The organism is Undibacterium sp. Dicai25W (genome assembly GCF_049340505.1).
Lineage (GTDB): Bacteria > Pseudomonadota > Gammaproteobacteria > Burkholderiales > Burkholderiaceae_D > Undibacterium > Undibacterium jejuense.
Genome location: NZ_JBMPOQ010000005.1, coordinates 1 through 12,850 on the forward strand (window position 1 = coordinate 1; position 12,850 = coordinate 12,850).

Genomic DNA, 12,850 nt, shown 5'->3' on the forward strand with positions numbered 1-12,850 from the left:
TGTGTCGCCGACGCCGTCTAGGCGTATTGATTCCATCTTCCATCATGTACAAGTGTCCACTTAATAAGTGGACACGATCATCTACGCTTACGCTCTTAACTTCAAGATGACTTCACCGGGTGCTTACAATTAAAGCGCCGCAGTATGTTGTTGATGGCAGCAGCGGGGGCTATTTCCTATATATCTTTTTCTCAAAAAATATTTGGAACGAATTTTTTGTTCAATGGCTATTCACGTGATTTTTCATTTTCATTTTCATATCCGGGTGTCTGGACGCATGGAAGCAAGATGGCAAAAGCTGTCGACGGTGGATATGTCATTAGTGTTGATGGGGGAAGCTCATCGAATATTGTTAAGATAAATGCGCTTGGTAAGCAAGAATGGGTAAGAATGTTGATCGGTAGCGATGATGGTTCTTCTTTTAAAGGTAAAGGGGTGACTATCGACGGAAACCAAGGATATCTTTTGATTGGGAATACGGACTCACACGATTTGCTGGGTAGAGAGTGGAGCGAAGCCGAAGCCAAGCGAACAAGACTAATGTATCAGTTCACACCAAAGATGGCACTCATATCGAAAATAAACTTGCGTGGTGAGGTCGTTTGGCAAAAAATTTATGGAGATAAGGAAACCAATTATGTTAGTTCTGCACAGCATGTGATTCCGGTAATTAACGGCGGATTTATTGTGTTTGGCGTAAGAACAATTAGACTTCCGGATGCCGTTTTAGGGGGGCGTGCTAAAACAATTCAAACCCCATGGATTTTTAAAATCGACACAAATGGGGAAGTTCAAAGTGAATTTTCGATCCTTGAAGTTAATGATATTTCTGTGAAGAGTCCATCAGGGGAGGATATTTTTTCTAAGCCAGTGATTGATTCGCATGGAAATATTTTTGTTGTCGTTGAGACTGAAGAGATAAAACATATTTTAGATGAAAATGGCATTGATAAGTTGGATGCTGGTTTCCTTGGAGGTGTGCGCAATTATCTTCTTTTGAAATTAGATCAAACCGGGAAAGAGCTACGTCGATATCAATTAAACACGGATACTTTAGGTATTCCCGTAATAGTTTCGGCTGAGGCTGGTATAGAAATGTTCCGTTTGAATGATGAGGATACATCGTCAGATAAACTCCCCGGATTTGTTCATTTTCGTTTTGACTCTGAACTTAAACTTATTTCCTCAAAATTTATTGCTGAAGAAAAATTCCGCGTGGAAGCTGCAACACGTTCTGGAGAAAATAGTTTTCATTTATTTGGCATTGAGTATAACCCAGGAAGCGATAGTGGGCATGCCACATTGGCGTATTTGAATAAGGATGGAGTCTTGGAGTACAAAAAAAGGTTTGGAGGAGATTACTGGCCAAACGATATTGCTGCAGGCAATAAAGACAATGAAGTGCTTGTGTTTTATAACACCGACTCATCAGATGTCACGAAGGTAGAGAAATTTACCTTAAAGATATAAAACGAGTTCCGTAAAGTAGTGAATGAACCAGTTACGACGATTCAAATTGATTGACTGTTTTATAGAACCCTGACCTGTAGTGGTTGCGACCTGACCGTCTCCAATAGGCACAACTACTACAAGTGAGCCAATCACCGCGAACAATCAACGCCAGTTCACCACCATTAACCGGACAATTGATATACGGGCACATCTCAACTTACTTAGTTTAAATTTGCAACTCTATTTTGCAAAAAAAAGCTCTTGCTTATTTGTGCGAGAGCTTTTTTATTCAACAAACTACACTGTCTTAGCAAGTGAAAAGTTTAACCCACCCATTTGCGCGCATTACGGAAAACGCGCATCCACGGTGAGTCTTCTGCCCAGTCATCTGGATGCCATGAATGGATAGCAGAGCGGAATACGCGTTCCGCGTGCGGCATCATGACAGTAAAGCGACCATCTGCATTGGTGACCGAAGTAATGCCTTGCGGAGAACCGTTCGGGTTGTATGGATACGCCTCTGTTGCTTGTCCATGATGATCGACAAAACGCATTGCGGCTTGCACTTTGGTGATATCGCCAGTGGTAGAGAAGTCAGCAAAGCCTTCACCGTGTGCAACGGCGATTGGTGTCTGTGTACCCGCCATGCCTTCAAACAAAATGGAATTTGATTCGAGCACTTCTACCATGGAAAAACGGGCTTCAAATTGTTCCGATTTATTGCGGGTAAATTTAGGCCACGCTTCTGCGCCAGGAATAATCGACTTCAAGTTACTCATCATCTGACATCCGTTACAGATGCCCAGACCAAAAGTATCGTCGCGATGGAAGAAGCCTGAGAATTGTTCAGACATCATGCTGTTAAACAAGATGGTTTTGGCCCAACCTTCACCTGCACCTAATACGTCGCCGTAAGAGAAACCACCGACTGCGATTAAACCTTTAAAGTCCGCTAATTTGACACGTCCGGCAATCAAATCGCTCATATGGACGTCAACAGATTCGAATCCTGATTTATGCATTACATAGGCAGTCTCAATGTGGGAATTGACGCCCTGCTCACGCAAAATAGCTACCTTTGGACGAACACCTTTTGCGATAAATGGTGCAGCAATATCCGCTTGCATATCAAAGCTGATCTTTGGCTGCATACCTGGATCTTGCACGTCCAGAATGCGGGCATACTCTGCATCTGCACAAGCGGGGTTGTCACGCATACGTGCGATCTGCCAACTGGTTTTACTCCAGATTTGATGCAATGAAGACCGTGCCTCAGCAAAAATTTCTTTAGCGTCGCGCATAAAGCCTATGCTGTCGCCCTGGTGTGCTTTGCCGATGATGTGGCTGCAAGCACCTAAGTTATGTGCACGCAATACATCCATGACTTCGGAACGTTGTTCAGTACGAACCTGAATCACAGCTCCGAGCTCCTCATTGAACAATGCGCGCAAGGTCAGATCGTTACGACGTTCTGCAACCTGCCCTGCCCAATTTTTAGCGTCACCCTGATCGGCTGCGTGTTCCGCTTCCATCGTCAGAATATCGAGATTAATCGACAAGCCTGCGCGGCCAGCAAATGCCATTTCACACAGCGTCGCAAACAAGCCACCATCCGAACGATCATGATACGCCAGGACTTTATTGTCACGATTTAATTGTTGAATCGCTGCGAAGAAGGCTTTCAAGTCTTCTGCGCTATCCACATCAGGTGCTTGATCACCAATTGCTTGCATTACTTGCGTAAAGCAAGATGCACCGAGACGGTTTTTACCGCGGCCAAGATCAATCAGAATCAGGCTCGTATCGCCTTGATCGAGACGAATTTGCGGCGTCAGTGTTTTGCGAACATCGTACACAGGAGCAAAACCAGAAATGATCAACGATACCGGTGACATGACCGATTTATTCTGATCATCTTCTTTCCATGTAGTACGCATGGATAAAGAGTCTTTACCGACTGGAATACTAATACCCAGCGCCGGGCACAATTCCATACCAACTGCTTTCACTGTATCAAACAGTGCTGCATCTTGCCCTGGTTGACCACATGCAGCCATCCAGTTAGCTGAGAGTTTGATATCTGAAATTTCTTTGATCGGTGCTGCTGCGATGTTGGTAATTGCCTCACCCACTGCCATACGGCCAGATGCTGGGGCATCAATAACGGCCAACGGAGTGCGCTCACCCATGGACATTGCTTCACCCAGATAGCCTTCAAAACTCATGGTAGTGACCGCGCAATCAGCAACAGGCACCTGCCATGGACCAACCATCTGATCACGCACGGTGGTTGCGCCAACGCTACGATCACCAATCGTAATCAAGAAAGACTTATCGGCAACAGTTGGTAAGCTCAGAATGCGATGCGCAGCGTCACGCAAATCGATGCCTGTCAAATCCAAAGGCGCAAATGTTTTTTGAACGCGCTCAACGATACGATGCATCTTAGGTGGTTTGCCCAACAATACATTCATTGGCATATCAACCGGAGAATTGTTATGTTCAGGGTCGATCACCTTCAATTGACGCTCTTCGGTGGCGGTACCAACGACGGCAAACGGGCAACGTTCACGCTCACAGAAACTGCGGAATAATTCCAGACTTTCAGGGGCGATTGCCATGACGTAGCGTTCTTGAGATTCGTTACTCCAAATCTCTTTTGGAGCCATGCCGCTTTCTTCGAGATGGATTTTACGTAAATCAAAAATCGCGCCACGCTTGGCATCATTCGTAATTTCAGGAAATGCATTCGACAAGCCACCAGCACCGACGTCATGAATCGACAAAATCGGATTATCGTCGCCCATTTGCCAACAGGAGTTGATCACTTCTTGTGCGCGACGTTCCATCTCCGGATTTCCGCGTTGCACGGAATCAAAATCAAGATCTGCAGTGTTAGTGCCTGTTGCCATCGATGAGGCAGCGCTACCACCCATACCAATACGCATGCCTGGACCACCAAGTTGTATCAACAGACTACCGACTGGCAAATCATTTTTGAGTGTGTGCTTGGCAGAGATATTTCCAATACCACCTGCAATCATAATCGGCTTGTGATAGCCGTAGACGGTACCAGCAACGTTTTGTTCATAGGTACGGAAATAACCGCCCAGGTTTGGACGACCAAATTCGTTATTAAATGCCGCGCCACCTAATGGGCCATCGACCATGATTTGCAAAGCAGATGCGATGCGATCTGGCTTGCCGTAAACTGCAGCAGACTTTTCGCCGGTATTGCAATCGCTGGCATTTTCCCAAGCTTGTACATGACCAGGAATTTGCAAATTGGAGACCGTAAAACCGCACAAGCCGGCTTTTGGCTTCGCACCACGACCAGTGGCACCTTCATCACGAATTTCGCCACCAGCACCAGTGGAAGCACCAGGGAATGGGGAGATCGCGGTCGGGTGATTATGCGTTTCCACCTTCATCAAAATGTGGGTCAGTTCTTCAGATGCCTGATAAACACTGCCCTGCTCACCATTCTTTGGATAAAAACGTTGAACCGTCGCGCCTTCGATAATCGATGAGTTGTCGCTATATGCTACCACCGTCCCTTGAGGGTGTAATTCGTGGGTATTTTTGATCATCTTGAACAAAGACTTGTCTTGAGTGACGCCGTCTATGGTCCAGTCTGCATTGAAAATTTTATGGCGGCAATGTTCGCTATTCGCCTGTGCGAACATCATTAACTCGACGTCAGTAGGATTACGCTTTACCGTCTTAAAAGCATCAACCAGATAGTCGATTTCATCGTCCGACAACGCAAGCCCCAGCGTTGTATTGGCTTCGAGTAATGCTTGTTTGCCACCAACCAGAATATCGACAAATGCCAATGGCTTAGCTTCCAACGTACTGAACAATGCCTGTGCTTCATTGGTATGCGACAAGACCATTTCTGTCATGCGATCATGCAACAATGCAGCTATCACATCACGGTTCGCTTGCTTGATCTCTTTCGTGCCGCCAAAAAAGCCAGTTTTCATTTGTACAAAATAACTGACGCCACGCTCAATCCTGCGAATCTGAGGCATGCCGCAGTTGAGGGCAATTTCAGTCGCTTTACTAGCCCACGGAGAAATCGTACCGAGACGCGGGATCACGACAAAAGTCTCACCCTCCTCGGTTCCGCTGAATGATTCGCCGTACACCAGCAGCGCTTTCAGGCGATCAATTTCAGTTTCTTGAAGCGCAGAGCTGACATCAACAAAATGTTGATATCTTGCAGTGACACCAACAATATTGGCATCAACTTCTTGCAGACGGTTAAGAAGATTGGAAGTACGAAAAGCAGACAGGGCGTTAGAGCCTGACAATATCAACATGGCGTGAGAGGTATTGGGCAATAGCGCGAGACAGTTTCTCTCTAACTATCGCAGGTTGGACGAGAAAACCGTGATTATACCTTGATGCCAAGGCGCACTCCAGAACAGCGCGAATTAAATCAGCACAAATTGCTGACTTAATTTGAAAAAATGGAAGTGTTTCCGATTTGTGCGATCAATTTGAACTGTTTGGAATAATTTTTTTGCTTGAATTCATCCAAATCTTGCTTCACAACAAGCAAAGATACCGTTCCAGTCGTGATCACTTTCATGAATTCAGCATCATCAATGACAATGTTATTTTTATGTAATTTATTTCCCCAAAACAAATCACTGCTATGACTCTCAACGATTTTAACTGGCTTTTTTAAATAAAATGGAACCGAGGATTGCTGTTCAAATACATGGAATAAATAAACCTCAGACGCAGCATTATTTTTCTGCAAAAAGCTAATCGTCGAACGCGCTGAATTAACATCATCCAATGCAGTCAACGTTTCCAACAATATTGGCAAGCTCAACACCGGCAATAACAGATAAGCAAACACCCCTATCCTTATCACGCTAAACGCCACTACCATACTAACCAGAACAGCGATGAGTAATCCGATCAAGCTATACAAAACAAAATTTGATGCGTCAATGCCACCAATTAACAACCCGTTCATACTGTCGTGGCTTGCAGTGAGCAACCACCAAATTGCGAACGAACAGAATGTAATCAAAACAATCCCGGGCAACAACATCCTCCAGCTTGCTGTTTTTATTTTACTTTCGACCATAAACGCCAATTGCATAGCAGCCACGGGCATGACCGCAACCAAATAGTAATTTGCTTTAGCACTAGAACTAGAAAAGAACAGCACGGGCATCAACCATGCCATAAAAAGAAACAAATGTAGCTTCTTATCCTGTAGCACTTGTCCCTTAGCAAAGAATAAACTTGGCAAAAGTAACGACCAAGGAAATAAAAATATCAACACCCGTGGAATGTAGTACCACCATGCCCCTGCATAATAGTCGTGTGGTTCGCGCTTTCCGAGAAAACGCAATATGTGTTCATTGATAAAATAAAACCAGGCAAAAATCGGCTCCGTCATCATGGCGGCGATATGCCATGGTGCGGAAATAACAAAAAATACCAACAATCCGCGCCAGTTAAACCACAGACCCAGACGCTGAAAGAAATCACCGATCGAGCTTGAACTTATCAAGATGTAAGACCCAATGATCGCTGAAAACAATATCAGCGACACAAATCCCTTGGCTAGCAACGCAAATGCCAGCAACGCCATCGTGCGGTAAAGTAAAGACTGTTGCCTGCTTTCGAGATAGAGATAAGCATGCATCACTGCACCGGTTAAAAACACGGTCAGCAACATGTCAAACATCAGCGTTCTCGCCATTGCGGTCACACCCAAAGCGGACACGAAAACGATTGCTGCAAATTTACCGGCAGTTTCGCGGTTCACTTGTCTCGCAAACCATAAAATGAGTCCAACACATCCAAGACACGACAAAGCTGGCACCAATCTGACAACCCACTCCGCCTCACCAAACATTCCAAAAAACATGGCGGTCAACCAGTACAACAAGGGTGGTTTTTCCATGTAGGAAAGTCCGTTCAGATGCGGGATGACCCACTGTGCCCAGTCTCCGGAATGCAGCATTTCTCGCGAAATTTCGGCGTATAAGCCTTCATTATTATCGAGCACAGCATATCCACCCAATCTAAATCCTACGAAATAGATAGCCACTACCCACACCAACCAACGTGGCATATCAGGAAATAGAGGTGTTTTCTGTACTTGCATTCAATAACAATTCAACAAAATGACCACAACAAATAGGACTTACGCAAAATTTTCCTCAATGGGCTTGTCAGTCGCGCGGTACAAATTGTACAACAACGAACCATCATTCCGTTGAGTTGCTTTTTGGGTAAGTCCAAACAAAAATGGCAAGCGCTCACGCTTGCCATATTCAAGCATTACAAACAATCACGCAGCCGATGCAACGTTTTTGGCCCAAACTAGTGATGCCAAATGCGCAGCATTCACGTCCTCAGCCGATATTTTGACTGATTCAGCCAAAGACCCAACCAAAGTGCTATTTAACTCACTTGCCTCAGCCAATGCCAGATAAGGGCCATAAATACCGCCCCTTGAAATCAACGCATCAGTAACAACATCCGGCAGTTGAATAGAAGACAAAACTTCTTGCATTGGCAAACCAAGCAAGCGATCTAATAGCGAAAACATACCGGCCACGAATAAATTTTCAGCCTCAGCCTTTGACATCTTCATTTGCCCGAGCACTTCAGCGAAGCGACCACGGACGATTGCAGTTTCTAACAAAACAGGCGAATACCCACTGCTACTCGCAGTTGCCAGTAATACCGTTAACCATCGGTACAAAGGACTATATCCCAGCATTTGTACTGCATGTTTTAAAGACTGCACTTCAGTTCGCAAACCGAATCCTGCAGAGTTAATGTAGCGTAGTAATTTATATGCCAAAGTCGGATCTCTCTTAACCACCAACTCTAGCTGCTGAACATCCGCATTTTTTCTGACCATCTCCATCAATTGCAAAATAGTCGTCTGTGACGAGTTCAGCGCCTTAGGTGCAGAACTCGGACGTGGTGTCAAATGCAACTTACCGACAAAACTATCCAATCCTAAAGCGGAACACGCGTCGAAATCCTGCCAGGTTGCTACGTTGCGAGCGACCATTTTTACTGCTGACTGCTTTAGGCTAGCATAAACCTTCGCTTGTGATGCAAAGTTGGATGCGTTTAGCTTTACTTCAATATGCGAAACGTAGGCAAAAAACGAGCGCTCCAGCGTTGTAATTTCAGCCCCGCGTAAGCAAATTCCAAAGCCCAGCGTGCGTAGTTTTTTTACCGCCTCCAGAGTCGCTTCATTTGCAAAATACTTCTTATGCAAAATAAGCACCGTGTTTTTAGGAGGAAATAAACTCAAGCCTTCAGCTTGCAACAGCTCAGGTGCAGCCTCTAGAAAAAGCAGACTATCACCTAATAAAAAACCTTTATCGTCATCGTTGAGGTGACCAGCAACGAACTCAAGCAAATGATTGAGGTTTTCTAAGCTAGTTTCGGCGTTCGGATCTTTTTGTAGCCATGAAAACTGAAAACCAATTACTCGCTGCTTGGGATCAAGTAAAGGTTCGCGTAAAATAAAATTATCTTCAATCATGTCGACTTTGCTATTAATATAATTTGTCGAAAACAAAAATTTTAAAAACCCAAACTATCCAAAAGGTCGTCCACTTGACTTTGATTGGCGACAACGTCAGCTTTCCCTTCAGGATTAATCTGCGGCCCATTTAACAATCCATCTGCCACTTCTTTCTTCTTGTCACCTGGAGAATAATCGATGAGCAATTGCACGAGCTGCTGCTCAAGATTCTGAGCCAACACGGTTACTTTCTTGATGACTTGTCCGGTAAGATCCTGAAAATCTTGCGCCATCATGATTTCCATCAAATGGGCTTTGGTTTCAGCACTATTATTACTTACCAACGTCAAATACTGGATCATCTCATGCGTCAGTTCCTGATATTGCTCAGGAGTTGCAGGCTGCAAAGCAAATGCTTGTAAAGACGAGTTAATTTTTTTTGCACCAACATCCAATTCTTCTTGCAAAGGAATCGCGATGTCTGTCGCATTTAATACGCGTTGAGCAGCTTGCTCCGACATGCGAGCTACGTAGTCAAGCCTGTCTCGCGCATCAGGAATATCTTCTGCTGCCCGCTCTAACAACTTATCCAGACCCAAACCGCGCAAGCTGTCATGCAATAGCCGCGTCATGTGCCCGACTCTTGACAGGAGATCTTCTTGCTGAGTATTTTGATTTAAATTTTGACCCATATTGACCCCAGTACTTTGCATTTCTGCTTATGCAGGCTTACCCAGCTTTTCAAAAATTTTCGAAAGCTTCTCATCCAAAGTCGCAGCCGTAAAAGGCTTAACGACATAGCCATTAGCACCTGCCTGAGCCGCAGCAATAATGTTTTCTTTTTTCGCTTCGGCCGTTACCATTAATACTGGCAATTTTGACAAAGCTGGATCAGCACGAATATGCTGAAGCATAGTCAACCCATCCATATTTGGCATATTCCAGTCGGAGATAACGAAATCGAAGTCGCCATTTTTTAATTTGGCGAGCCCCATCGCGCCATCTTCTGCTTCATCGACATTGGAATAACCCAATTCTTTCAGCAAATTTCTCACGATGCGGCGCATGGTAGAAAAGTCATCTACAACTAAAAATTTCAGATTTTGATCGGCCATGAATCACTCCACTATTTCTTTAATTACAGTTATTAGTATTATCGGTCAAATTAAGTTTAAAAGGTGTTGAAATTGCAGTTAAGCATGATTTCTTATCGATTAAACCCTTAAAGCACGGCTTCCTTGCGTTGCAAGATAATGTAACACTTTTGCAGGCAAGTCATTCAAAGAAGCAACTTCATGTGTTGCGCCAGCCGCTATTGCTTCCCGAGGCATCCCAAATACAACACAACTAGCCTCATCTTGCGCAAAATTATATGCACCGGCGTTTTTCATCTCAAGCATGCCTGCAGCACCATCTTTACCCATACCTGTCAATATAACACCGACCGCGTTCTTACCGGCAAAACTTGCTGCTGACCGGAACAATACATCGACCGAAGGTTTGTGACGATTAACCGGTTCACCGGTATCAAGTTGGGTAACATAGTTTGCACCACTACGTCCTAGCAATAAATGTGAGTGTCCAGGTGCGATATAAGCATGCCCGGGCAACACACGCTCCCCCCCTGTTGCCTCAGATACCGAAATCTTACACAAGCCATCAAGTCGCTTAGCAAAAGACCGTGTAAAACCTTCTGGCATATGTTGTGTAATGAGAATACCAGGACAATCTGAAGGCATTTGAACCAGAAAACTCTTAATAGCCTCAGTACCACCTGTTGACGCTCCAATAATGATGAGTTTCTCACTACTGGTCAAAGGATTTCTTACCATCGGCAAGGAATCCTGCGTAGACTTTTGTTGACCTGCAACGCTCATCGTTCGCGGACGGATTCTTGCCTTGGACGCAATCCTGATTTTGTCCGCGATAAGTTCTGCGTATTCCAGCATTCCGCTCTGAATCGACAACTTAGGCTTTGTAACAAAATCCACCGCACCCAATTCCAAAGCACGCATCGTTATCTCTGAACCGCGCTCTGTCAGCGAAGAAACCATAATCACGGGCATAGGACGCAAACGCATCAAGCGCTCGAGAAAGTCCAGCCCGTCCATTTTTGGCATTTCAACGTCCAACGTCAACACATCAGGGTTGGTTTGCTTAATCAATTCACGAGCCACCAGTGGATCTGGTGCAACACCAACGACTTCCATATCTGGTTGACTACCAATGATTTCAGTCATGACACTTCTAATCAGCGCTGAATCATCAACAATTAAAACTTTAATCTTCATTGTAAAACCCCGTATTCACGAGCCTGCTGTTAGGAACAATGGCGTTTGGATCAAAACAGATCCACCTCGCCACCAACCGACGTCGACTTCAGCCTACTTGCATAATCCTGTTCGCGACGTTTCAGCGTATCGTTGTGTTCAACTTTCAGCTTTTTAACAAGCACTTTGCCTGTTTTTGGAAAAAAATAGACTTTTCTCGGATAAATGTCGTTCAGATCTTCAGCAATAACACGCATCCGCTCCGCCTTCAAATAATCGAGCACGAATTTGGCATTTCGCTCCCCGACATTGATCGCTGTAAATCCGCGTAAAACGTTTCCACCACCAAAAACCTTTGCTTCCATATTCTCACGTTTTGCTCCAGCCTTGAGCAACTCATTAATCAAGACCTCCATCGCATAGGTGCCGTATCGCATCGAAGCCGATACAGGATTATCAGCATCACCACCCGTATCGGGAAGCATAAAATGATTCATACCACCAACACCCGAGACGCGATCACGAATGCACGCTGACACACAGGAGCCCAACACTGTGACAATCAGCATATCCTTATTTGTGAAATAAAACTCACCTGGTAAAATTTTTGCTGCATCACAGTCAAATGTTCGATCGTAATAGACATTCGTCGCGAAGTGCTCTTCACTCAATTGACTCATAGGCCACCTTTGTGCGCATGATTTGCGACACCCTTTCCATGGGCAGAATGCAAGCTGGCAAGTTCGTACACAGTTTTGCCTCTCAACTTAAAGTCATCTGACACATAAAGAAAATTCTCTGAATGTCCCGCAAATAACAAACCATCTGGCTTCATCAAAGGAACAAATCTCTTCAAAATTGCTCCTTGAGTCGGCTTGTCAAAATAAATCATTACGTTGCGGCAAAAAATTGCATCAAATGGCCCCTTCAAAGCCCAGCTATTTTCTAATAAATTTAGCTGTTTGAAAGTAATCATATCTCTTAATTCTTGCCTGACACGAACCAAGCCTTCTTGAGCGCCTTTACCTTTAAGAAAAAACTTTTTTACACGATCAGCAGATAATTTTTCTATTCTGTCTATATTGTAGACACCTCTTGCAGCCGTATTTAAAACGTTGGTATCGATATCGGTCGCAATAATTTGAGCTGGTGGGCGCAAGCTTCCAAAAGCTTCACAGAGCGTCATCGCAATCGAATAAGGTTCTTCACCGGTAGAACTTGCCGAACACCAAATTTGCAAGGACTCCCTCTTATTCTTGGCATGTTCGGCCAAAATAGGGAAATGATGTTCCTCGCGAAAAAATGATGTTAAGTTGGTCGTCAATGCATTCGTAAAAGCTTCCCACTCGTCACTTTCATGCTCTCTTTCCAGCGTGTTCAAATAATCTGAAAACGAATTAATACCAGTCGCTCTCAAACGCCTGGCGAGGCGACTGTACACCATCTCTTGTTTGCTGTCGGCGAGAGAAATTCCAGCTCGTTTATAAATAAGATCTCTGACACGATCAAAGTCACGCGCATGAAACTCAAATTCTTTAGACCCTTCAGACTTTTCTTTCGCCGCCATTTTTTTCCTTATTCTCAATTCCAGACAAGAGCAAAT

9 protein-coding genes are annotated in these 12,850 nt (G+C 44.6%); 1 reads left to right on the forward strand and 8 read right to left on the reverse strand.

From position 1 onward, the window contains the following. Nucleotides 1-144 precede the first annotated feature (144 nt). A complete protein-coding gene (locus ACO0KY_RS07490; RefSeq protein ID WP_423045092.1) occupies nucleotides 145-1,470 on the forward strand; it encodes a hypothetical protein in 1,326 nt (441 codons plus the stop codon). A 305-nt stretch (nucleotides 1,471-1,775) separates the two neighbouring features. On the opposite strand, the gene purL is transcribed toward ACO0KY_RS07490, so the two are convergent. The 8 genes from purL to ACO0KY_RS07530 all read right to left on the reverse strand — a co-directional run bounded on the left by purL (nucleotide 1,776) and on the right by ACO0KY_RS07530 (nucleotide 12,814). Beyond that, nucleotides 1,776-5,777 carry a phosphoribosylformylglycinamidine synthase gene (purL, locus tag ACO0KY_RS07495; protein WP_423045093.1) on the reverse strand — a complete coding sequence of 1,334 codons (4,002 nt, stop codon included), beginning with the start codon at nucleotides 5,775-5,777 and terminating at the stop codon, nucleotides 1,776-1,778. Nucleotides 5,778-5,914: 137 nt separating this feature from the next. After that, a complete protein-coding gene (locus ACO0KY_RS07500; protein WP_423045094.1) occupies nucleotides 5,915-7,591 on the reverse strand; it encodes a glycosyltransferase family 39 protein in 1,677 nt (558 codons plus the stop codon). Nucleotides 7,592-7,777: 186 nt separating this feature from the next. Continuing rightward, nucleotides 7,778-8,995 (reverse strand): EAL and HDOD domain-containing protein, encoded by a 1,218-nt coding sequence (locus tag ACO0KY_RS07505; protein WP_186911592.1) that lies wholly within the window; start codon nucleotides 8,993-8,995, stop codon nucleotides 7,778-7,780. Nucleotides 8,996-9,036: 41 nt separating this feature from the next. Continuing rightward, nucleotides 9,037-9,669, reverse strand: coding sequence for a protein phosphatase CheZ (gene cheZ, locus ACO0KY_RS07510; RefSeq protein ID WP_423045095.1), 633 nt, complete (start codon nucleotides 9,667-9,669; stop codon nucleotides 9,037-9,039). A 27-nt stretch (nucleotides 9,670-9,696) separates the two neighbouring features. Continuing rightward, nucleotides 9,697-10,092: a chemotaxis response regulator CheY gene (gene cheY, locus ACO0KY_RS07515; RefSeq protein ID WP_186911590.1), complete on the reverse strand. Its 396-nt coding sequence runs from the start codon at nucleotides 10,090-10,092 to the stop codon at nucleotides 9,697-9,699. Nucleotides 10,093-10,191: 99 nt separating this feature from the next. Beyond that, a complete protein-coding gene (locus ACO0KY_RS07520) occupies nucleotides 10,192-11,268 on the reverse strand; it encodes a protein-glutamate methylesterase/protein-glutamine glutaminase (RefSeq protein WP_423045096.1) in 1,077 nt (358 codons plus the stop codon). A 50-nt stretch (nucleotides 11,269-11,318) separates the two neighbouring features. Beyond that, nucleotides 11,319-11,927 (reverse strand): chemoreceptor glutamine deamidase CheD, encoded by a 609-nt coding sequence (cheD, locus tag ACO0KY_RS07525; protein ID WP_186911588.1) that lies wholly within the window; start codon nucleotides 11,925-11,927, stop codon nucleotides 11,319-11,321. Beyond that, complete coding sequence (locus ACO0KY_RS07530) at nucleotides 11,924-12,814, reverse strand: CheR family methyltransferase (RefSeq protein ID WP_423045097.1); 891 nt, start codon at nucleotides 12,812-12,814, stop codon at nucleotides 11,924-11,926. Before ACO0KY_RS07530 ends, cheD begins: the two co-directional genes overlap by 4 nt. Nucleotides 12,815-12,850 lie beyond the last annotated feature (36 nt).

Coding starts and splice junctions, on each gene's coding strand:
- purL (WP_423045093.1), bottom strand. CDS start 5,777: ATGTTGATATTGTCAGGCTCTAACGCCCTGTCTGCTTTTCGTACTTCC.
- ACO0KY_RS07490 (WP_423045092.1), top strand. CDS start 145: ATGTTGTTGATGGCAGCAGCGGGGGCTATTTCCTATATATCTTTTTCT.
- ACO0KY_RS07520 (WP_423045096.1), bottom strand. CDS start 11,268: ATGAAGATTAAAGTTTTAATTGTTGATGATTCAGCGCTGATTAGAAGT.
- cheZ (WP_423045095.1), bottom strand. CDS start 9,669: ATGGGTCAAAATTTAAATCAAAATACTCAGCAAGAAGATCTCCTGTCA.
- cheD (WP_186911588.1), bottom strand. CDS start 11,927: ATGAGTCAATTGAGTGAAGAGCACTTCGCGACGAATGTCTATTACGAT.
- ACO0KY_RS07500 (WP_423045094.1), bottom strand. CDS start 7,591: ATGCAAGTACAGAAAACACCTCTATTTCCTGATATGCCACGTTGGTTG.
- ACO0KY_RS07530 (WP_423045097.1), bottom strand. CDS start 12,814: ATGGCGGCGAAAGAAAAGTCTGAAGGGTCTAAAGAATTTGAGTTTCAT.
- ACO0KY_RS07505 (WP_186911592.1), bottom strand. CDS start 8,995: ATGATTGAAGATAATTTTATTTTACGCGAACCTTTACTTGATCCCAAG.
- cheY (WP_186911590.1), bottom strand. CDS start 10,092: ATGGCCGATCAAAATCTGAAATTTTTAGTTGTAGATGACTTTTCTACC.